The following is a 20,582-nucleotide window of genomic DNA, read 5'->3' on the forward strand; positions in this document are numbered from 1 at the left end:
GGCCGTATCCGCTCCGACCGGCAACCCTCCCGAATTCGCCACGGAACGCACTGCGACTAAGCTCCGCCGGGTACCGCCCGCCTTCCTGTTCGAACGGGTGGGGACCACGGGATCACCACCCCCGCGCACCCCCGCGCGAAGAGTTCCAGGAGTTGCGTTTTGATCGGGCGTCAGCAAGAACGGGCGATCCTCGCCGAGGCGTTGTCGCCCCGCACCGCGGCGGCCTCGATGCTGCTCCTCGGCGACCCCGGCGTCGGCAAGACGATGCTCCTGGACACCGCCGTCGAGGAGGCCCTGAGCACCGGAACCAGGGTGCTGCGGGTCCGGGGCAACGCCGCCGAGGCCGAACTCGCCTTCGCCGGTCTGCACCAGTTGCTGCTGCCCGTCCTCGACTCCGTCGACGGCCTGCCGGCCCGTCAGCGCGCCGCGCTGGGCGCCGCGTTCGGCCTGGGGGACGACCCCACCCCGCCCGACCACATGATGATGAGCCTGGCCGTCCTCACCCTCACCTCGCAGGTCGCCTCGACCGGACGCCTGCTGCTCGCCGTCGACGACGCCCAGTGGCTCGACCCCGGCAGCTGCCAGGTGCTGGGCTTCCTCGCCCGGCGCCTGGCCGGCGAGTCCATCGCCCTCCTCGTCGCCGCGAGGGGCTGCCGCCGCCCCGACTGGCTGGACCCGGCCGTCCCGCAGCTGCTGCTGCCCGCCCTGTCGCCCGCCGAGGCCGAGGAACTCCTCGGAGCCCAACCGGAACCGCCCGTGGGCCCCACCCGCCGACACGTCCTCGCCGCCGCCGCCGGCAACCCCCTCGCCCTGATCGAACTGGCCCGCACGGCCGCCCGCGACGGCCGGCTCCCCGCCGTGGGCCCCGTACCCGTCACCGACCTGCTGGAACGGGCCTTCACCAGCCAGGTCGACGAACTGCCCGAGGCCACCCGCGAGGCACTGCTCGTCGCCGCGGCCGCCGAGGGCGCCGCACTCTCCGACGTCCTCGCCGCCCTGCCCACCGACCCCGACCCGCGGGTGTGGCTCCCGGCGGAACGGGCCGGCCTCGTCCGGGTCCAGGCCGACCGCATCCACTTCCGCCACCCCCTGATCCGTTCGGCCATCTACGGAGCCGCCCCCTTCGCCGACCGCCGCCGCGCCCACCTCGCGCTCGCGGCCGTCCTCGACGCCGACCCCGACCGGCGCGCCTGGCAGCTGTCGGCCGCCACGCTCGCCCCCGACGCGGAGGTCTCCACCGCCCTGGAGACCACGGCCATGCGGGCCTTCGCCCGGGGAGCCGTCGCCGAGGCCCTCGCCGGCCTGGACCGGGCCGCGCGGCTGAACCCGGACCCCACCGAGCGGACGCGCCTGCTGTCGACCGCGGCCTACGCGGCCGTCGTCGTCGGAGACGTCGACCGGGCCGGCGCCCTCGCCGCGAGCGCCTCGCTCCTCGGCGGGGCCCCGGACGCCGTGCGGTGGATCTCCGCCCTGAGCGGCCTGGTGGAAATGCTCACGCTCCGCATGGAACGCGCCTTCGCCCTGGTCCTGCCCGACGAACTGCCCGGCTCGACGCAGATCGACGCCGGCGTCTCCACCATCGCGACCGGCATCGCCTACCACAGCGGGATCCCCGCCCAACGCGAACGGATCCGCCCGATGCTCGCGGCCCGCGGCGCGCAGGACGGCATGGCCGACCACCCCTTCCACCTCTGGGACATCGGCGCCACCGACCCCTTCGCACACGGGAACGCGGTGCGCGAGCGGCTGCCCGCGCTCACCACCGCGCCCGGCCTGATGCCCACCGAGCACCACACCCTCGGCGTCCTGTGCATGCTGCTCGACGAGACCGAGACGGCGGTCGCCCTGCTCGGCGAGGTGGTCAACCCGCAGTGGGAGGACGCGGCCGACTTCCACGCCGGCACGGCCGCCGCCGACCTGGCCTGGGCCAACCTCGACAGCGGCCGGTGGGCGGACGCCCGGCTCGGCGTCGAGCGGCTCGCCGACCGCTTCCTCGCCGGCCGGCGGGGCCTCGGCTCCGCCCGCGCACTGGCCGCCCTCGCGACCCTGTGCGCCCTCACCGGGGAACCCGAGACCGCCCTGCGCCACGCCGCGGCGGTGCTCGCCGTCACCGAACCGGCCCGCGCCCTCGCCACCGTCGCCCGCGCCCGGCGCGCCGCCGGTCTGGCGGCCACCGCCCAGGGCGACCACGCCGCCGCCTTCCACCACCTGCGGGCGCTCTACGACGCCTCGGGAACCCCCGTCCACTACCACCTGTCGTGCTACGCCGTCGCCGACCACGCCGCCGCAGCCGTGCTCACCGGACACACCGAGGAGGCCCGCGCCGCGCTGGAGGCCGTCACCGTCGAGGTCGGCGACGGCGCCTCGCCCCGACTGCGGCAGATCCTGCTGAGGGCCCGCGCCCTCCTCGCCGGACCCGCCGAGGCCGACGCGTACTTCCACGCGGCGCTCCGGGACCCGGCCGGAGCGCGCTGGCCCTTCGAACGCGGCCAGGTCCGGCTGGAACACGGCGAATGGCTGCGCCGACAGCGGCGCATCGCCGACGCCCGCGCGGCCCTGACCGAGGCCCGCGAGGTCTTCGAGGGCCTCGGGGCCCCGCACTGGGCCGCCCGGGCCGAGGCGGAGCTGCGGGCGGCCGGCGTCGCCGTCGAGTCGCCCCGGCCCAGCGCCCTGCGCTCCCTGACGCCGCAGCGGCAGCGCATCGTACGACTGGCCGCGCGGGGCCTGACCAACCGGGAGATCGGCGAACGCCTCTTCCTGTCCCCCCGGACCGTGGGCACCCACCTCTACCAGGCGTTCCCCGTGCTCGGGGTGAGCGCCCGCGGCCAACTGCGCGACGTCGTCGAGCGGGAACCGGGCGAGTGAACGGACGAGCGGGCGGGCGAGCGGGCGGACGGGTGGGCGGACGGGTGGGCGGACGGGTGGGCGGACGGGTGGGCGGACGAAGGAGCGGGCGAGCGGTCGGAGCCCCGGACACGAGGCAAGTCATGTGACGGATGGCCGCGGCGCCGCCGCCTCCGAGAGTGGGAACAGGAACACCCCGCACCGCACTCGGAGCCACCCATGCCCCTCGCCCTGTCCTCCTCCTCCCCGCTGTCGCCCTCCGAACGGGTCGACCGCTGGCACGATCTGGTGTCCGGCACCTTCATCCCGCTCGACCTCGTCCTGCACGAACGCGAATCCTCCGTCGGGACGATCACCAGCCGGCGGCTCGGCCCCCTCCAGGTCTCCGTGGTCGAGGCGGGCCCGCAGACGGTCTCGCGCAACGACCGCCGCATCGCGCAGGGCGGCGCCGAGTACCTCACCGTCACCCTCCAACACCGGGGCACCGCACGGCTCCTCCAGGACGGCCGCCGGGCCCTGGTGGGCCCCGGCACCTTCACCTGCACCGACGCCGGACGCCCCTACCGGCGCGAACAGCCCGACGACTTCCGCTTCACCGCCTTCCGGGTGCCCAAGCAGGCCCTGGGCCTTTCGGACGGCGACCTGCGCGCGGTCACCGGCACCCTGTTCAGCGCCGGCTCCGGAACCTCCGGACTGGTCGCCGGGTACCTGACCCGCCTCGCCGAACAGGCCGCCGCCCTCGACGCGTACACCGCCCACCAGCTCGCCCTGACCGCGACCGACCTGCTGGGGGTCCTGGTCCGCGAACGGCGCGGACTGCTCGACCCGAGGGCCCCGGAGGCGGCCCGGGGCCTGCTGGCCCGCGTCAAGGAACACGTCCTGCGGAACCTGGGCGACCCCGCGCTCTCGCCGGAGCGGATCGCGAGCGCCCACCACGTCTCGGTGCGCTACCTGCACAAACTGTTCCGGGCCGAGGGCACCAGCGTGGGCCGCTGGATCCACCGCGAACGGCTGGAGCGGTGCCGGCGGGAGCTGTCCCGCCCCTCGACGACCGCCCCGACCGTCTCGGCGGTGGCCCAGCGCTGGGGCTTCGTCAGCCCCTCCCACTTCAGCAGGGCCTTCCGCGCCGCCTACGGGATGTCCCCCCGGGAATGGCAGGCGCACGCCCGGAGCGCCCCCGGACCCGAACCCGTCGCCGCCCGCCCGGACGCGGAGCGCCCGGGCACGGTCTGACCGCACCCGGGACACCGCACCCGGGACACCGCGCCGGGGACACCGCGCCGGGGACACCGCGCCGGGGACGGCCCCTCACAGGGTGCGGCGTACCCCCGCCTGCCGCTCCAGATCGCGCAACTGCACCGCCAGGTCACCATCGACCGCGTGGTGCGCCGGCCCGCTGCGGCCGATCGGGAGCACCGGCGCGCCCCGCATGTCCTCCAACATCAGCGCGAACGCCGCGTAGCAGGCCGCGAGGGCCACCAGGAGGCCCAGCGCCCCCGCCGCGTGCGTGAGCCACGGCGACCCGGTCAGTCCCGCCAGGCCCCCCGCCGCCCAGCGCGGCAACGAGACCACCAGGACCAGCCACAGGGCCCGCTTGGGCCGCGTCACCGCCGCCATCAGCGCCCCGAAGCACAGGAACGCCAGGTTGAACACGCCGAGCACCCGCGGCCCCCCGGCCGCGCCGGTCCCCACGACCAGCGCGTACGCCAGCCAACTCCCGGCGAAGGTGCCCATCAGCGTCGCCGCGATCACGTCCCGCGCCCCGAACGCGAGGACGGACACGAGGAGCTGGAGGACGAAGGCCGGCAGCACGCACAGGGCGACGGCCCGCCGCTCCGGCCCCTGGAGGATCCCCAGTTGCAGACAGCCCGTCATCACGGAGGCGATCGCCACCGTGAAGAACCCCAGAGGCATCGGCGAGGCGATGGGGCGCAGGGTGATCCGGGTCATGGACCGCAGGTCCGGCTCGAAACGACGACCGGGACCCTCCCCTTCGACATCCGTACTCATCCGCGGACTCCCCTCGTTCAGTGCGCGAAGCACGGGTCGACGGGCCCCGGGACACCCGGCCCCGGCCCGGCGTCGGCGCGGGCGACCCGCCACAGGCGGTGCTCCTCGGACTCGCCGACGGCCTCGACCACGGCGTCGGCCTGGCGCGCCCCGCCGGCCGCGTACCCGCCGAAGTGGGCGACGGGGCTCCACGCCGGGGCGATCGGCGGGACGGCCTCGTCGAGGCCCGCGTACTCCTGCGCCGCGTGGACGACGCGCCCGCCGACGACCGTCAGCACCGACTCGATGTCGGGGATCGCCTCCTCGGGCACGGTGAAGTAGTCCCGCGACAGGACGGCGAGATCGGCGTAGTACCCCTCCCGCAGGACGCCCTTGACGTCCTCCTCGCCGGTGAGCCGGGCCCCGCCCCGCGTGTACAGGTCGAGCGCGGTCCGCCGGTCCGGCCGGTTCGCGGCCGGGTACAGGGCCGTACCGCCGACGGTGCGTCCGCTCACCAGCCAGTGCAGCGACACCCACGGGTTGTACGAGGACACGCGCGTGGCGTCCGTCCCGGCGGCGACCGTCAGACCGCGCTCCAGCATGGCCCGGACGGGCGGGGTGCGGGCCGTGGCCCGCGCGCCGTACCGGTCGAGGAACGCCGTGCCCTGGAAGGACATCCGGTTCTGCACGGACAGGGCCCCGCCGAGGGCGGCGACGCGGTCCAGGCTGTGGTCCGAGACGGTCTCCGCGTGGTCGAACAGCCACCGGTTGCCGGCGGGGAAGAGCCCCTCGGCCGCGAGCCTCTCGAAGACGGCCAGGTGGCGGCGGATGGTCTCGTCGTAGGTGGCGTGCAGCCGAAAGCCCCAGCCGCTCTCCGCCAGCAGCCGCACCGCCCGCTCGAACCCGACCTCGTAGTCGGCGTCGAGCGCGGGCCGGGGCTCGGCGAAGTTCTCGAAGTCGGCGGCGGCCCAGGTGAGGTTCTCGCCGGCGCCCGCCAGGCGCAGCCACGCGTCGCCGTCGCCGGGCCTGACCGTCCGCGTCCAGCGCCGCAGGTCGTCGAGCTCCTGGCCGGCGGTCTGCGGGAACAGGTAGTAGGCGATGCGCAGCGTGAGTTCCCCCGAGCGGGCCAGGTCGACGACCGTCCCGTAGTCGTCGGGGAAGTTCTGGAAGCCGCCGGCGGCGTCGAGGGCCGAGGTGAGCCCGAAGCGGTTCAGCTCGCGCAGGAAGTGGATCGTGGAGGTGCGCCGGTCGGCCTCGCCCAGGGTCGGGGCCTTGGCCAGCGTCGAGTAGAGGACGAGGGCGCCCGGCGCCGCCAACAGCACCCCGGTCGGCTCCCCGTCCCGGCCCCGGACGATCTGCCCGCCGCGCGGGTCGGGGGTCTCCCGGGTGAACCCGGCGGCCCGCACGGCGGCCCGGTTCATCAGGGCCGACCGGTACAGGTGCAGGACGAACACGGGGGTGTCGGGCGCGGCGGCGTTCAGCTCGGCGACCGTCGGCATCCGGCGTTCCGCGAACTGCTCGGCGGTCCAGCCCCCGACGACCCGGATCCACTGCCCCTTCGGCGTCCGACCCGCCTGCTCGCGGAGCATGGCGAGGGCCCGGCGCAGACTGCGCACCCCGTCCCAGCGCAGCTCCAGCACGTAGTTCAGGCCGCCCCGGATGACGTGCAGGTGCGAATCGTTGAGACCGGGGACCACCCGGCGGCCCAGGGCGTCCACGACCCGCGTGGCGGGCCCGACGAGCCCCGCGAGGTCGCGGTCGTCCCCGAGGGCCAGGACCCGGCCGTCGCGGACGGCGACGGCGCCCGCCTCGGGCCGGGCGGGATCCCCGGTGTACACCTTGGCGTTGCGGAGGAGGAGGTCGGCCGCGCCCCCGGCGGGGGCGGCGACCGGGCGTATGCCCCCCACGGGCATGCTCGGCGCGCCGCTCACGCCAGGGCCTCGCGCAGCGTGTCGACGGCGAGCCCGACGGCGAGCCGCGCCGCCCGCGTGTCGCGCAGCGCGTCCAGCATCACGAAGTCGTGGAGGGTACCCAGGACGCGCAGGGCCGTGACGGGGACGCCGGCGGCCCGCAGCGCGGCGGCGTACGCCTCGCCCTCGTCGCGCAGCACGTCGGCCTCGGCGGTGATCACCAGGGCGGGCGGGAGCCCGGCGAGCCGCTCCGCGCCGGCCCGCAGCGGGGAGGCGGTGGGCTCGGCGCGCTGGGCCGGGTCGGTCGTGTACTGGTCCCAGAACCAGCGCATGGCGTCGCGGCGCAGGAAGTACCCCTCGGCGAACCGCTCGTAGGACTCGGTGTCGAAGGAGGCGTCGGTCACCGGGTAGAACAGCACCTGCGCGGCGAGCCGGACGTCGCCGCGCTCCTTGGCCATCAGGGTGAGGGCGGCGCTCATGTTGCCGCCGACGGAGTCGCCCGCGACGGCGATCCGGGAGCCGTCGAGGCCGTACCGCCCGCCCTCCTCGCCGATCCAGCGGGCGACGGTGTGGTTCTGCTCGATGGCGACGGGGTAGCGGGCCTCGGGGGAGAGGTCGTACTCCGGGAAGACCACCGCCGCCCCCACGCCGACGGCGAGCTCGCGGACCAGCCGGTCGTGGGTGTGGGCGTTGCCGAAGACCCAGCCCGCCCCGTGGATGTAGAGGATCACCGGCAGCGGGCCCGCGGCCCCGCGCGGACGCAGGATCCGGGTGCGGACCCCGCCGGTGGGGCCGCCCGGCACGGTCACCCACTCCTCGTCGACGGGCGGCAGGACGACGCCCTCGCCGCTCTGTACGTCGTCCACGGCCTTGCGGCCCTCGGCGACGGGGATCTCGTAGAGGAACGGCGGCCGCGCGGTGGCGTCGGCGAAGGCCCGGGCGGCGGGCTCCAGGACGGGCGCGTGCGGGGTGCTCGGCGCGGAGGGGGTCGGGGGAACGTGGGACAAGGCGGTGCTCCTTGGGGAGTCGGTGGGAATCCGGGAAGGGACGGGGAGGGGAGGAGGCCGGCGGGAGAGGACGGGGGAGGGGAAGGGGGGAGAAGACGGGGCGGGGACGACGGGGCAGGGGACGACGGGGCAGGGGACCGGGCGGGGCGCCCGTGGCGTACGAGGCCCAGGATCGGCCCGGTGGCCGCCCCCGGACGGGAGACGACCACCGGCACGCCGGACGGGGGGCCCGCTCAGCCGAGGAAGGCGAGCAGCGCCTCGTTGACCTCGTCGGCGTGCGTCCACAGCAGGCCGTGCGGGCCGCCCGCCACGATCCTCAGCTCTGCGCCGGGGATCCGCCGCGCCAGCGGGATCGCGGTCGAGTCGATGGGCAGCGTGCGGTCGGCGTCGCCGTGGACGATCAGCACGGGGACGTCGATGCGGGGCAGGTCCTCGCGGAAGTCGGTCAGCCAGGCCCGGACGCAGTCGAGGGTGGCCTTGGCCGAGGCGCCCGCCGCCACGTTCCAACTCGCCCGGACCGCCTGCTCGCTGATCCGCTCGCCGCCCAGCACGTCGACGTTGTAGAAGTCGGCCAGGAAGTCGCTCATGAACGCGAACCGGTCGGCGCGCAGCGCCGCCTCGATCCCCTCGAAGACCCCGGCGTCCACCCCGGCCGGGTTGTCCTCGGTCTTCAGCAGGAACGGCGGGACGACCCCGATCATGACGGCCCCGGCGATCCGCCCGGACCCGTGGGCGCCGAGGTAGCGGGCGACCTCGCCCGAGCCCATCGAGAAGCCGACGAGGGTGACCTCGCGCAGGTCGAGGGCGGTCAGCACCGCGTGCAGGTCGGCGGCGAACGTGTCGTAGTCGTAGCCGTCCGCCGGCCGGTCGGAGCGCCCGAAGCCGCGCCGGTCGTAGGTGACGACCCGGTGTCCGGCGGCCAGCAGTGCGGCGGTCTGCCGTTCCCAGGAGGCCCCGTCGAGCGGCCAACCGTGGATCAGCACGACGGGACGGCCCGCGCCGTGGTCCTCGTAGTAGAGCTCGACGGGCGCGGAGGCGCCTTCGGCGACCTTGATGTAGGGCATGTGGATGTGCTCCTGTGCGTTGTCGTTGGGTTCTCGTCCGGGGCGTGGCCCGGAGGGGGGCCCGGCCGCCCGCCCGAAGGGGTGTGCGCGGACGGCCGGACCGGTCTCACGGCGAGGGCGCGCGGTGCAGTACGAGCCGGGTGAGCAGCCCGCCGCCCACGCCGGCCGCGAGGACGGGGGCCGCCCACCACAGCGGGTACGGCGTCAGGTCGAGCGCCCGGTCCAGGGACCACGCCCCGGGACCGCAGGCCGCCAGGGCGGCGGCCACGCCGATCAGGACCAGGGGGTACTCGTAGCCGTCGTCCTGCACCCAGAGGCCGTTCGGCCACTTCACGGTCAGGGCGACGGTCATGACGCCGATGGCCCCGGCGGCGGCGAGCGGGGTGAGCAGCCCGGCCGCGAGCGACAGCCCGGAGCCGATCTGGCCGCCGCCCGCCGCGAGGGCGGTCAGCGCCCCGCCGCGGAAGCCGTCGGCGCGGAACTCGCGGGCCCCGCCGTCGAGGCCCTTCCCGCCGAGGCGCGTACTGATCTTCTGCACCCCGTGGCCGGCGATGAGCAGGCCCACCAGCAGCCGCAGGACCAGCAGGCCGGTGTCCAAGGGGGTCAGCCGGCCGCGTGCGCGCCGATGACCGCCTGCGCGTAGACGACGCCGAGGCCGTAGGCCCCCGCGTGCTCCTTGACGATCTCCATGACGGCGCCGTACGTCTCCTGGCGCGCCCAGTCCCGCTGGAGCTCCAGCAGGACCTGCACCCAGGTCACGGGGACCGCGCCGGCGGCGAGCATCCGCTGGAGGGCGTGCTCGTGGGCGGCCGGGGTCACGCCGCCGGAGGCGTCGGTGACGACGTAGACCTCGTAGCCCTGCTCCAGCGCGGACAGCGCGGGCAGGACGAGGCAGACCTCGGTCCACAGCCCGGACAGGACGATCTTCCTGCGGCCGGTGGCGCGGACCGCCTCGACCAGGTCCCCGTCCTCCCAGGCGTTCATGCTGGTGCGGTCGATCGGCTTCGCGTCGGGGAACACGGCGGCCAACTGCGGCAGCAGCGGCCCGGAGAAGGACTCGGCGGCGACCGTGGTCAGTACGGCGGGGACGTCGAAGGCCCGCGCCGCCTTCGCGAGGCCCACCGTGCTGTTGATGATCGCGGTGCGGTCGCCGCTGCCGGTGCCGAAGAACATCTGCGGCTGGTGGTCGACGAAGAGCATGACGGAGTTGTCGGGGGTGAGGAGGTCGGTGCTCGGGGCGGCGTGCACCCGACTGACGTCGAACATGGGGCTGTCCTCTCGGGACGCGACAAATGGAGGCAAGGAAAAGGAAGGGAAAGGAAACAAAGGAAGGAAGCGAAGAGGTCGGGAAGTGACCGCCGCCGCGTTCCCGCGACCGGCCACGCCCCGAACGTAGGCCCGCCCGCCGTGACGCGGTTGCCCCAGCGCGCCCGCCCCCTTGCCCCCGCACGCACGGCCCCGTTCCGCCGCCGCGAACCATCGCGGCGGCGGAACGGGGCCGTGCGTGCGGGAGAGTCGTGCCGGCTCAGGTCCGCGAGCGGGAGGCCAGGCCGGAGCGGCTGCCCGCCCCCGGGGCGACGTCGATCGCGAAGCCGCTGCGCGGGCGCGTGGGGATGCGGTTGATCGGGATGGACAGGTCCTGGGCCGGTACGGCGAAGTCCAGGTCCGCCAGGGCGGCCGAGAGGGCCGCGAGGACGGTGACGGTGATGTCCTCGCCGGGGCAGCGGTGGCCGGTCCGGGCGTCCCCGCCGCCCTGCGGGATCAGCTCGGAGGGGTCGGGCTCGCGACCGAGGAAGCGCACGGGTTCGAAGTGGTAGGGCGCGTGCCACAGCGCCGGGTCGTGGTGGTGCCCGTAGACGTCGAGGAGCAGCAGCGTCCCCGCCGGGATCCGGGTGCCCGCGAAGGTGAGGTCCGCCGCGGCCCGGGCCGCGATGAAGGGCACGAAGGGGTAGAAGCGGCGGACCTCGTGCGCGAAGGCCCGCGCGTGGGCCCTTCCGCCGGAGCGCAGCTCGTCCCCGCGCCCGGGGTGGCGGTGCACGGCGTGGGCGGCGAAGACCACGAACCACGCCAGGGCGACGGTCGGCCGGATGACGTTCAGCAGCTCGACGGCGGCCGTGCGCGGATCGAGGAGGGCGCCGTCGGGCCCGCGGTGCAGGGCGATCGCCTCCAGCGGGGACCCGGCCGCCGCCGACGGGCCGCCCCCGGGGGAGCGTACGTCGACCACGGCGCGGGCCAGCGCGCCCTCCTGCCGGTCCCGGGCGTGACGGGCGTGCCGGTGCCGGGGACCCGGGGTCGCGAAGCCGTCGACCATGGCGACGCAGTCCTCGGCGATCTGCCGGGCGGAGTCCGGCGGCACCGGCAGGCCCGTCCAGTCGCAGGCGGCCTCGGCGAGCAGGGTGGCGACCTCGTCGAAGAGGACCACCCGACGGCCCTCCCAGCCGGGCGCGGCCTCCTGCCAGCCGCGCTCGACGCGGTGGGTCAGGGCGGCGACGGAGGCGGGATCCATCAGGACCGAGGCGAACAGCCCCTTGCGCGCGAGGTGCGCGGGACCGTCCAGGGTGTGCACGGCCCCGCGGCCGAAGAGGGTGTCCAGCACGGGACCGGGAACCGCTCCGTGGCGCCGGACGCGCTCGGTGTCGTAGAGGAGGGCGACCGCCTCGGGACCGTGCAGCAGGGCCGTGGCGTGGCCCAGGAGGCGGGTGCGGATCAGGGGGGCGTCGTCGTGGGCCCGGCGCAGGGTGGGGGCCCAGGCGTAACCGTGGGTCAGCAGTGACAGCGTGCTGTCGGTCAGTGGTACTGCCATGTGCGGCCCCTACCCGGTCGGGCCCCACCCATGCCGGCGGGGCCCGAGCGGTGCTTCAGGGGCCTCAGGGGCCCTCGTCGTAGGTTCCGGCCTCGATCTCCAGGGCGAGCTCCTGGAGCACCTCGATCGAGGTGACGTCCGTGCGCCCCGCGTCGTGGGCCATCGCGAGGCTGGTGAAGGCGAGGCTGAACCCGGAGACCATCGTGTGCAGGGCCGGCCCGAGCGCCTCGGCGACCAGTGCGGCCACCTCCCGAGGGGTCGCGTCGGCGGGCACCCGGATCGACGGCAACATCTCGTTCAGCAGGTGCGTGGCGACGCCGGCCGTGCCGCCCTCGCCGTCCGGATCCCGGCCGGAATCCCCGGAAGCCTCAAAATCCCCCGGCTCGCCCGCCTGGGCCGCCAGGCGGATGTCCTGGGCCTCGGTGAGGATGCCGATCACCCGTTTGAGTACCTCAGCGCGTTCCATCCGAGGAGCGTAGCCCGCCCGGAGGGCGCTTGAACGGGCTTCGCCGGGCGGCGGACCGATCCGCGGTCGAGCGCCGGTCGAGCCTCACGCGCGGACGCCGGCGAACTCGGTCACGAGCGCGGAGCAGAAGGCGTCGAGGTCCTGCGGCCTGCGGCTGGTGATCAGCGCGGCGGGCCCCGCGCGGCAGACGTGCGCCTCCTCGTCCACCCAGGTGCCCCCGGCGTTGCGGATGTCGGTCCGCAGGCTGGGCCACGAGGTCAGCGTCCGACCGCGTACGACGTCCGCCTCCACCAACACCCAGGGGGCGTGACAGATCGCGGCGACCGGTTTGCCCGCCTCGAAGAAGTCGCGGACGAAGGCCACGGCCCTGTCGTCCGTCCGCAGCGCGTCGGGGTTGGCGACCCCGCCCGGCAGGACGAGCGCGTCGTACGCGTCGGACGTGGCGCCGGCGAGCACGTGGTCGACGGGGTGGGTGCCCGCCTTGTCGAGGTGACGGTAGGCCTGGACCCGGCCGGGGGAGGTGGAGACGAGCTGCGCGGACCAGCCCGCGCCGCCGACCGCCCCCCACGGCGAGGTCAGCTCGACCTCCTCGACGCCTTCGGGCGCGGTCAGAAAGGCGATGCGCACGGCACTCACTTCCTTCGCTTTCTCGGCTCTGGGTTCTCTCGGGTCTCTGGGTTCTCTCGGGTCGCGACCGGCACGCGGCGCCGGGGTCGGGGCGGTCGTCCGCGCCCGTGCGCGCTCGTCCGGTGCGTGGGGGCGCCTGCCCGGTGACGCCGGCCCCACTCGCGGGACCGCCGCGCGAGGGGCACGGGCGGGGTGCGGGACGAGTTCCGGCCGGCCGACGGGATGAACCGGCGGCATATGGCGCGATCCCGTCGCAGGCCCCCGTAAACACCCTTCCTCGCAAGATCACTGCATTGAGGTAATGCCCCTCGCTTGACCGGGCGGGCCCGGTGATTCGGCCGTTAGTGTTCCCACGGATCTGGACGGATTCCCCGATATTCGCCCCCATTTTTGCTCTTTACCCGGTGACGCGCGTGTACGCCGATCACCGCCCTTGTGAAGGAGATCCCCGCGCGATGACCGTCGACACCAGCCCGGAAGCGCAGCCGGCACCGCCTCAGCAGTCCAGCCTGAGCACGGCCGCCGCCCGCAACCTCGCCACCACGACCAAGTCCGCCCCCCAGATGCAGGAGATCACCTCCCGCTGGCTGCTGCGGATGCTCCCCTGGGTGGAGACCAAGGGCGGCGCCTACCGGGTCAACCGGCGTCTCAACTACACCGTGGGCGACGGGCGGATCGAGTTCGTCCAGGACGGCGCCGACGTTCGCGTGATCCCCCGCGAACTGGGCGAACTGGCCCTGCTGCGCGGCTTCGAGGACGTGGAGGTGCTGACCGCCCTCGCCGGCCGGTGCGTCCAGCGGGACTTCCGCGCCGGCGAGGTCCTGGTGCAGCGCGGCAACCCGGCCGAGCAGATCCACCTGATCGCCCACGGCCGCATCGCCCAGACCTCCGTCGGCAAGTACGGGGACGAGGTGGGCGTCGCCGTACTCGCCGACGGAGACCGGTTCGGCGACGACGCCCTCGTGGACGAGGAAGCCCGCTGGCAGTTCACCGCCACCGCCGAGACCGCCGGTACGCTGCTCACCCTCTCCCGCGCCGACTTCGCCTCCGTCCTGGCCGCCGCGCCGGGCCTGCGCGACCACGTCGAGAGGGTCGGCTCGCTGCCGCAACAGCGCCAGAACCGGCACGGCGAGGCCGAGATCGCCATGTCCGCCGGCCACTCCGGTGAGGCGGACCTGCCCGGGGCCTTCGTCGACTACGAACTCAAGCCGCGCGAGTACGAACTCTCCATCGCCCAGACCGTCCTGCGGGTCCACACGAGGGTCGCCGACCTCTACAACGGTCCGATGAACCAGACCGAGGAGCAACTCCGTCTGACCATCCAGGCGTTGCGCGAACGCCAGGAGCACGAGCTCGTCAACAACCGGGAGTTCGGCCTGCTGCACAACGCCGACTTCAAGCAGCGGATCCAGACCCACTCCGGCCCGCCCACCCCGGACGACCTCGACGAGCTGCTCTGCCGCCGGCGCGGCACCAAGTTCTTCCTGGCCCACCCCAAGGCGATCGCCGCGATCGGCCGCGAGTTCAACGCCCGCGGGCTCTACCCCGACCACGTGGACGTCGGCGGCCAGTCGGTCCCCGCCTGGCGCGGCGTACCGATCCTGCCCTGCAACAAGATCCCGATCAGCCGGGAGAACACCAGCTCCATCATCGCCATGCGCACCGGCGAGGAGAACCAGGGCGTCATCGGCCTGCACCAGACCGGGCTGCCGGAGGAGTACGAACCGGGTCTGTCGGTGCGGTTCATGGGCATCAGCGAGCAGGCGATCATCTCCTACCTGGTCACCACCTACTACTCCGCCGCCGTCCTGGTCCCCGACGCGCTCGGCGTCCTGGAGAACGTCCAGATCGCCCGCAGGCGCGACTAGTCCGCACAGGCAGCGACAGGCAGCGACAGGCCGCACCGGCCCGGGCGTACCGGGCCGGCCGCGCCCGGGACTCCCGGGATCCGGGACGGCCCACCCACCTCACCAAGGAGTAACGGATGCCCGCTCCCGGGCTCTCCCCCCTGCAATCGGGCCTGCCGGCCGCCGCGGCCGGTTTCGGGGCGCACGTCCTGGCCCGGGCGGAGGCCGCCGGCGTCGATGCCGCGACCGACCTCCCTCCGGGCGTCGCGCCGGACATCGCCCCGGGCGTCGTGCCCGACGTCGCGCCGAGCGCCGTGCCGGACACCGCCCCGGACGCCGCGCCCGTACGGGCCGGCCTCCCATCGGCCCCCGTCCACCCCTTCAAGGCCGCGCGGACCGCCCCCGCGGTGGTCCCGGCGGAGGCCGCCGCACCGGAGCTTTCGGCACCTGAGCTTCCGGCACCGGAGCTTCCGGTATCCGAGGCGCCGCCACACCAGGTCGCCCCCGCCGACGCGTCGGTGGTGGTCGCGCCCCTGGAGCGGATCCTGCGCGGCCCCAGCGGCCTGGGCACGGCGAGCCTGTCCCTGGCCCGGCGCGCGGAGGCGCCCGCGCCCTCCCCGTCCGCCGCGGGCGGAAAGCCGGCGGTGGGCAGCCCGATCCCCGGCCTCTACCACCACCCGATCCCGGAGCCCGATCCGGTGCGGGTGGAGGAGGTCAGCCGCAGGATCAAGGCCTGGGCGGAGGACGAGGTCGACCTCTACCCGGACGACTGGGAAGACGAGTTCGACGGGTTCGTCGTCGGCCGCTACATGGTGGGCTGCCACCCCGACGCCCCGACCGTCGATCACCTGATGGTCGCCACGCGGTTGATGGTCGCCGAGAACGCCGTCGACGACGTGTACTGCGAGGACCACGGCGGATCCCCCGTCGGCCTCGGCGGGCGCCTGCTGTTGGCGCACACCGCGCTGGACCCGCTCCACACGACGCAGGAGTACCGGCCCGCCTGGGCCGAGTCGCTGTACGCGGACGCCCCCCGGCGGTCCTACCGCTCGGCGATGGAGTACTTCCTCCGACTGGCGACGCCCTCCCAGGCGGATCGATTCCGCCACGACATGGCCCGCCTCCACCTGGGGTACCTCGCCGAGGCCTCCTGGGCGGAGACGGACCACGTACCGGAGGTGTGGGAGTACCTGTCGATGCGGCAGTTCAACAACTTCCGCCCCTGCCCCACCATCACCGACACCGTCGGCGGCTACGAACTGCCGGCGGACCTGCACGCGCAGCCGGCCATGCAACGCGTCATCGCGCTCGCCGGCAACGCCACCACCATCGTCAACGACCTCTACTCCTACACCAAGGAGCTCGCGAGCCCCGGCCTGCACCTGAACCTGCCGGTGGTGATCGCCCGACGCGAGGACCTCCCCGTCAAGGAGGCCTACCTGAAGGCGGTCGAGGTCCACAACGAGCTCATGCACGAGTTCGAATCGGAGGCGGCCGCCCTGGCCGCCGCCTGCCCCGTCCCGAGCGTGTCGCGCTTCCTGCGCGGAGTGGCCGCCTGGGTCGACGGCAACCACCACTGGCACCAGACCAACACCTATCGCTACAGCCTGCCCGATTTCTGGTAAGGATGGATTTATCTGTGACCAGCACCGAATTCACCACCGTCGACACGACCACCGCCGCACCCTCGGTGATCATCCCCTCGCCGGCGACCCCCTACCAGGGTGACATCGCCCGCTACTGGGACCACGAGGCCCGGCCCGTCAACCTCCGCCTCGGCGACGTCGACGGCCTCTACCACCACCACTACGGCATCGGCGACGTCGACCACGCGGCCCTCGGCGACGCCTCGGACGGCGATTACGAGAAGCGGCTCATCGCCGAACTCCACCGCCTGGAGTCGGCGCAGGCCGAAGTGCTCCTTGACCACCTCGGCCCCATCACGCGCGACGACACGCTGGTGGACGCCGGCTGTGGTCGCGGCGGGTCGATGGTCATGGCCCACCAGCGCTTCGGATGCAAGGTCAAGGGCGTCACCCTGTCGGCCAAGCAGGCCGACTTCGCGAACCAGCGCGCCCGTGAACTCGGCATCGAGTCCCACGTGGACGCCCGCGTCTGCAACATGCTGCACACGCCGTTCGAGACCGGCCAGGCCGCCGGCTCGTGGAACAACGAGTCCAGCATGTACGTCGACCTCCACGACCTCTTCGCCGAGCACTCCCGCGTCCTCGCGGTCGGCGGTCGTTACGTGACCATCACCGGCTGCTGGAACCCGCGTTACGGCCAGCCCTCGAAGTGGGTCTCTCAGATCAACGCGCACTTCGAGTGCAACATCCACTCCCGCCGGGAGTACCTGCGGGCCATGGCCGACAACCGCCTCGTGCCGCAGGCCGTCATCGACCTGACGCCCGACACCCTGCCCTACTGGGAGCTGCGCGCCCAGTCCTCCCTGGTCACCGGCATCGAGGAGGCGTTCATCAACTCCTACAAGGACGGCTCCTTCCAGTACGTCCTGATCGCGGCCGACCGCGTCTGACGCCCGAGGGCACGTGAGGGAACGGGCCGGGCCCCACCGGGGGCCCGGCCCTTCAGCGCGCCACCGGAGCGGGCGCCGGGCGCGCCGCCGCCGGCGTGGCGGGCAGCAGGGCGGCGGGCAGCAGCGCGAGGGCGACGAGCGCCGTCAGGGCGAGCAGGGGCGGGCCCGTCGTGGTCGCGCCCGGTGCCATCAGACCGGCGGCGACGGCGATGCCGAGGGTGGGGCCGACGTTCATCGCGGTCTGCTTCAGCCCGCCGACCACGCCCGCGTAGCCGGGCGGCGCTTCACCGACCACGGTGCCCGTGGCGGTGACCATGACGCCGGCGAACCCGGCGCCCAGCACCGCGAAGGTGACGGAGACGAAGCCCCACGTGGCGTCCGCGTCCAGGCGGGACAACCCCGCCGTCCCGAGCGCGACCAGGAGCGTGCCGCCGATCGCGGTCGCGCGCGGGCCGTGGCGGCGCAGCGCGGCTGCGGCCACCGGAGTGCCGAGGACCATGAGGACGGTCAGCGGGAGCACCCGGACGCCGCAGTCGAGCGGGTCGAGCCGCAGGACGTCCTGGAGGAAGAAGGTGCCGACGAACAGCGCGCCGAACATGCCGGCGGAGACGAGCAGCAGCAACCCCATCGAGGCCGTCACCGGGAGCGAGCGCGCCACGTCCGCCGGCACCACGGGGTGCGCCGAGCGGCGTTGGTGGTCGGCGAAGGCCACCGCGAGGCCCGCGACGGCGAGGAAACCGAGCAGCGTCGCGGGGGCGCTCCAGCCGTGCGCCGGGACGCCGACCAGGGTGTGCACCAGGGCCGCCAGGGCGAGCGCGAGCAGCGCCGGCCCCGCGAGGCCGAGCCGCCCGGTCGCCCCGCGTACGGGCGCGGGCGCGCGTACGGCCAGGGTGAGGACGGCGATCGCGAGCCCGATCGGCACGTTCACCACGAACACGGCACGCCACCCGAGGTGCGCGACCAGGGCGCCCCCGAGGAGGGGTCCGGCGCCGGCCGCGATCCCGATCGCGCTCGTCCGCACGGCCACCGCGCGGGCGAGCCGGTCCGTCGGATACGCCAGGCGCAGCAGCGCGAGCGTCGCCGGCTGGAGGAGGGCGCCGAAGGCCCCCTGCGCGGCGCGCAGGGCGATCACCCAGCCGACCGACGGCGCGAGCGCGATGCCGGCGGAGGCGGCGGCGAAGCCGAGGACGCCGACGCGCAGCAGTCGGGCGTGCCCGTAGCGGTCGCCGAGCCGCCCGGCGATCACGAGCAGGGCCGCCACGGCGAGGAGGTAGCCGGTGCTGGTCCACTGCACCTGGCCCACGCTCGCCCCGAGGTCGCGCTGGAGGGCGGGCTGCGCCACGAGCAGGACCGTGCCGTCCAGCGCGACGATCGCCGCTCCGGCGACACTGACGAGGAGGGCCGGGGTGGGGCGCGGGGGAGCGGTCACGGGCCCACCGGGCCGAGGTGGGCGTCGAACACGGCGGTGAGCAGCCGCTCCAGCCGCTCCTCGTCGCGGGTCCCGACCTCGCCGGCGCCGGAGGTCCCGACCTCGCCGTCTTCGGCCCCGGCGTCGAGGACGAGGTCCAGGCTGCCCCACGCCCACAACTGGACGACCCCGTGCAGGTTCGACCAGAGGGCGGCGGCGGTGACGGCCGCCGGCGGGGCCGTCGTACGCCGGGCCCGTCGCCCCGCGCGACACGCGGCGACCAGCTCGACGAGGAGCTCGAACATCGGGAGCGTCGAGTCCCTGAGCCGGGGCCCGTCCGCGCCCCGGCCCGTGCTGTCCAGCAGGTCGTGACGGAACATCAGCTCGAACATGCCGCGCTGCTCCAGCGCGTAGCGGACGTAGGCCCGCCCGAGCGCCCTCAGGCGCAGTTCGGGGGTGCTCTCGCCGGTGATCTCCCGGTCGCACCGCGCGCCGAGTTCCGCGAACCCGCGGTGGGCGATCGCGGAGAGCAGGGCGTGGTGGGTGGGGAAGTGGCGGCGCGGGGCGCCGTGCGAGACACCGGCCCGCCGGGCGATCTCGCGCAGTCCGAGGGCGCCGGAACCCTCGGTCCTCACCAGGTCCACCCCGGCGTCGATCAGCCGGTCCCGCAGGGATTTCTCGCTGTCCATGGAGCGTGTCTACCAGGATGTGTAGACACTGTCTACTCCCGTACGGGCCGCCGGTCCTCCCGGACCGCCCCGAGGCGCGGTCCGCCGCCTTCGCGAGGGCGAGGGTTGCCCCGACCGGGAGCGGGTAGCCGCAGGGCACCCGACGTACCGGCACCGGGTTCCGCACCCGGTGCGTCCGGCACCTCACGCCCGGTGCGCCGTGAACTCCCCGAACGGAGGGCGGACATGTCCACTGCCACACTGATCGGCATCATCGTCGCGGCGGTCGTCGTCGTCCTCGCGCTGACCGTCACCTTGGTCGTACTCTCCCGGCGGCGCCGGCTGCGCGACCGGTTCGGGCCGGAGTACGGACGCGCGGTGCGCGAGGAGGGCGGCAAGCTGGCCGCCGAGCGGGAGCTGCGCTCCCGTGAACAGCGCCACGACAAGCTGGAGATCAAGGAACTGCCCGCGGAGCGGCGCCATCAGTACGCCGACGAATGGCGAGGCGTACAGGAACGATTCGTCGACCGCCCGGAAGGCTCCGTCGCGGACGCCGACGCCCTCGTCTCCCGCCTGATGCGCGAGCGCGGCTACCCGACCGACGAGGGCTACGACGGCCGCGTGCGCGACCTTTCCGTCGAACACGGGAGCACCCTGGGCCACTACCGCGCCGCCCACACCGTCAAGACGCGCAGCGCCGAGGGAGGCGCGACGACCGAGGAACTCCGCGGGGCGATGGTGCACTACCGCGCCCTCTTCGCGGAGCTGCTCGACGACGAGAGGACCCGCTGACATGAACACCATCGATCCTGACGAGCGCCGGACCTCCGGATCCGGCGGACTGACGACCGAGGACATCGCCGATCCGGGACGCGGGAGCGGCGCGGGCGACACCGACACCGCCCCGATCTTCCCCGGCGAGGCCACGGCGCGCGACGCGCGGGAGCGGGAGGAGTACGCCGACGCGTCGATCGGCCGGGAGACCGAGGCCGCCGGCGACGCCGGCGGCGAGGAGGAGGGCGCGGCGCCACTGCTGGGCGGCGACGAGGGGCAGGAGTTCCGCCGCCGGTGGAGCGAGATCCAGGGCCGCTTCGTCGACGACCCCCGAGAGTCGGTCCGCTCCGCCGACGCCCTGGTGGCCGAGGTCATGCAGTCCCTGGCGAGCACCTTCGCCCAGGACAAGCAGGGCCTCGAAGGCCAGTGGGACCGGGGGGAGGAGGTCGCGACCGAGGACCTGAGGCTCGCACTGCGCCAGTACCGCACGTTCTTCGAACGACTGCTCCACGCCTGAGGTCGAGGAGGGGCGGGGGGGGGGGGGGGGGGGGGGGGGGGGGGGGGGGGGGGGGGGGGGGGGGGGGGGGCCGCCGGCCCCGGGGGGGGGGGGGCCGCCGCCGCCCGCGCGGGCGGCGCGCG

Annotated in this window: 18 protein-coding genes; 7 read left to right on the top strand and 11 right to left on the bottom strand. The window is 74.7% G+C overall.

Going from position 1 to position 20,582, the window contains the following annotated elements:
* Positions 1-159: 159 nt before the first annotated feature.
* Positions 160-2,865, top strand: coding sequence for a helix-turn-helix transcriptional regulator (locus tag ACZ6ZI_RS37385; protein ID WP_469528886.1), 2,706 nt, complete (start codon positions 160-162; stop codon positions 2,863-2,865).
* 198 nt (positions 2,866-3,063) lie between these two features.
* A complete protein-coding gene (locus tag ACZ6ZI_RS37390) occupies positions 3,064-4,077 on the top strand; it encodes an AraC-like ligand-binding domain-containing protein (RefSeq protein WP_469528888.1) in 1,014 nt (337 codons plus the stop codon).
* Positions 4,078-4,152: 75 nt separating this feature from the next.
* Here ACZ6ZI_RS37390 and ACZ6ZI_RS37395 read toward each other — a convergent pair whose 3' ends face one another.
* From ACZ6ZI_RS37395 to ACZ6ZI_RS37435, 9 genes are all read right to left on the bottom strand, one after another.
* Entirely contained in the window at positions 4,153-4,854 is a 702-nt protein-coding gene (locus tag ACZ6ZI_RS37395) for a GPR1/FUN34/YaaH family transporter (RefSeq protein WP_469528891.1), read from the bottom strand.
* Positions 4,855-4,871: 17 nt separating this feature from the next.
* Positions 4,872-6,746 carry an amidohydrolase gene (locus ACZ6ZI_RS37400; RefSeq protein ID WP_469528940.1) on the bottom strand — a complete coding sequence of 625 codons (1,875 nt, stop codon included), beginning with the start codon at positions 6,744-6,746 and terminating at the stop codon, positions 4,872-4,874.
* Positions 6,747-6,760: 14 nt separating this feature from the next.
* Complete coding sequence (locus ACZ6ZI_RS37405) at positions 6,761-7,750, bottom strand: alpha/beta hydrolase (RefSeq protein WP_469528893.1); 990 nt, start codon at positions 7,748-7,750, stop codon at positions 6,761-6,763.
* Between the two features lie 233 nt (positions 7,751-7,983).
* Positions 7,984-8,814, bottom strand: a complete 831-nt coding sequence (locus ACZ6ZI_RS37410; protein ID WP_469528896.1) for an alpha/beta fold hydrolase — start codon at positions 8,812-8,814, stop codon at positions 7,984-7,986.
* 106 nt (positions 8,815-8,920) lie between these two features.
* The gene (locus tag ACZ6ZI_RS37415) at positions 8,921-9,412 is read right to left on the bottom strand and encodes a DoxX family protein (RefSeq protein ID WP_469528900.1); all 492 of its coding nucleotides are present in this window, start codon (positions 9,410-9,412) and stop codon (positions 8,921-8,923) included.
* 5 nt (positions 9,413-9,417) lie between these two features.
* On the bottom strand, positions 9,418-10,080 hold the full coding sequence (locus ACZ6ZI_RS37420) for a hydrolase (RefSeq protein WP_469528903.1): 663 nt from the start codon (positions 10,078-10,080) through the stop codon (positions 9,418-9,420).
* A 259-nt stretch (positions 10,081-10,339) separates the two neighbouring features.
* A complete protein-coding gene (locus ACZ6ZI_RS37425) occupies positions 10,340-11,617 on the bottom strand; it encodes a cytochrome P450 (RefSeq protein WP_469528905.1) in 1,278 nt (425 codons plus the stop codon).
* 64 nt (positions 11,618-11,681) lie between these two features.
* Entirely contained in the window at positions 11,682-12,083 is a 402-nt protein-coding gene (locus tag ACZ6ZI_RS37430) for a hypothetical protein (RefSeq protein ID WP_469528907.1), read from the bottom strand.
* An 84-nt stretch (positions 12,084-12,167) separates the two neighbouring features.
* Positions 12,168-12,710: a type 1 glutamine amidotransferase domain-containing protein gene (locus ACZ6ZI_RS37435; RefSeq protein ID WP_469528910.1), complete on the bottom strand. Its 543-nt coding sequence runs from the start codon at positions 12,708-12,710 to the stop codon at positions 12,168-12,170.
* 455 nt (positions 12,711-13,165) lie between these two features.
* Between ACZ6ZI_RS37435 and ACZ6ZI_RS37440 the strand changes: the two genes are divergently transcribed.
* The 3 genes from ACZ6ZI_RS37440 (at position 13,166) to ACZ6ZI_RS37450 (ending at position 17,093) form a co-directional block, all read left to right on the top strand.
* The gene (locus tag ACZ6ZI_RS37440; protein WP_469528913.1) at positions 13,166-14,578 is read left to right on the top strand and encodes a family 2B encapsulin nanocompartment shell protein; all 1,413 of its coding nucleotides are present in this window, start codon (positions 13,166-13,168) and stop codon (positions 14,576-14,578) included.
* Between the two features lie 116 nt (positions 14,579-14,694).
* The gene (locus ACZ6ZI_RS37445; protein ID WP_469528915.1) at positions 14,695-16,182 is read left to right on the top strand and encodes a family 2 encapsulin nanocompartment cargo protein terpene cyclase; all 1,488 of its coding nucleotides are present in this window, start codon (positions 14,695-14,697) and stop codon (positions 16,180-16,182) included.
* Between the two features lie 2 nt (positions 16,183-16,184).
* Positions 16,185-17,093, top strand: coding sequence for a geranyl diphosphate 2-C-methyltransferase (locus ACZ6ZI_RS37450; protein ID WP_469528918.1), 909 nt, complete (start codon positions 16,185-16,187; stop codon positions 17,091-17,093).
* Positions 17,094-17,145: 52 nt separating this feature from the next.
* On the opposite strand, the gene ACZ6ZI_RS37455 is transcribed toward ACZ6ZI_RS37450, so the two are convergent.
* Both ACZ6ZI_RS37455 and ACZ6ZI_RS37460 read right to left on the bottom strand, forming a co-directional pair.
* Positions 17,146-18,522 (bottom strand): MFS transporter, encoded by a 1,377-nt coding sequence (locus ACZ6ZI_RS37455; protein WP_469528922.1) that lies wholly within the window; start codon positions 18,520-18,522, stop codon positions 17,146-17,148.
* The gene (locus tag ACZ6ZI_RS37460; protein WP_469528925.1) at positions 18,519-19,190 is read right to left on the bottom strand and encodes a TetR/AcrR family transcriptional regulator; all 672 of its coding nucleotides are present in this window, start codon (positions 19,188-19,190) and stop codon (positions 18,519-18,521) included. Before ACZ6ZI_RS37460 ends, ACZ6ZI_RS37455 begins: the two co-directional genes overlap by 4 nt.
* Positions 19,191-19,415: 225 nt before the next feature.
* Here ACZ6ZI_RS37460 and ACZ6ZI_RS37465 point away from each other — a divergent pair, with 225 nt between their 5' ends.
* Entirely contained in the window at positions 19,416-19,961 is a 546-nt protein-coding gene (locus ACZ6ZI_RS37465) for a hypothetical protein (RefSeq protein WP_469528928.1), read from the top strand.
* Position 19,962: 1 nt separating this feature from the next.
* Positions 19,963-20,460, top strand: a complete 498-nt coding sequence (locus ACZ6ZI_RS37470; protein WP_469528932.1) for a hypothetical protein — start codon at positions 19,963-19,965, stop codon at positions 20,458-20,460.
* The last annotated feature ends 122 nt before the right edge of the window (positions 20,461-20,582 follow it).

The sequence above is a fragment of the Streptomyces sp. NPDC103540 genome (assembly GCF_055584445.1).

Bases quoted from the DNA above. Each gene is read 5' to 3' on its own strand.
- ACZ6ZI_RS37390 (WP_469528888.1), top strand. From the start codon at position 3,064: ATGCCCCTCGCCCTGTCCTCCTCCTCCCCGCTGTCGCCCTCCGAACGG.
- ACZ6ZI_RS37395 (WP_469528891.1), bottom strand. From the start codon at position 4,854: ATGAGTACGGATGTCGAAGGGGAGGGTCCCGGTCGTCGTTTCGAGCCG.
- ACZ6ZI_RS37400 (WP_469528940.1), bottom strand. From the start codon at position 6,746: ATGCCCGTGGGGGGCATACGCCCGGTCGCCGCCCCCGCCGGGGGCGCG.
- ACZ6ZI_RS37410 (WP_469528896.1), bottom strand. From the start codon at position 8,814: ATGCCCTACATCAAGGTCGCCGAAGGCGCCTCCGCGCCCGTCGAGCTC.
- ACZ6ZI_RS37420 (WP_469528903.1), bottom strand. From the start codon at position 10,080: ATGTTCGACGTCAGTCGGGTGCACGCCGCCCCGAGCACCGACCTCCTC.
- ACZ6ZI_RS37425 (WP_469528905.1), bottom strand. From the start codon at position 11,617: ATGGCAGTACCACTGACCGACAGCACGCTGTCACTGCTGACCCACGGT.
- ACZ6ZI_RS37430 (WP_469528907.1), bottom strand. From the start codon at position 12,083: ATGGAACGCGCTGAGGTACTCAAACGGGTGATCGGCATCCTCACCGAG.
- ACZ6ZI_RS37440 (WP_469528913.1), top strand. From the start codon at position 13,166: ATGACCGTCGACACCAGCCCGGAAGCGCAGCCGGCACCGCCTCAGCAG.
- ACZ6ZI_RS37445 (WP_469528915.1), top strand. From the start codon at position 14,695: ATGCCCGCTCCCGGGCTCTCCCCCCTGCAATCGGGCCTGCCGGCCGCC.
- ACZ6ZI_RS37450 (WP_469528918.1), top strand. From the start codon at position 16,185: ATGGATTTATCTGTGACCAGCACCGAATTCACCACCGTCGACACGACC.
- ACZ6ZI_RS37460 (WP_469528925.1), bottom strand. From the start codon at position 19,190: ATGGACAGCGAGAAATCCCTGCGGGACCGGCTGATCGACGCCGGGGTG.
- ACZ6ZI_RS37465 (WP_469528928.1), top strand. From the start codon at position 19,416: ATGTCCACTGCCACACTGATCGGCATCATCGTCGCGGCGGTCGTCGTC.
- ACZ6ZI_RS37470 (WP_469528932.1), top strand. From the start codon at position 19,963: ATGAACACCATCGATCCTGACGAGCGCCGGACCTCCGGATCCGGCGGA.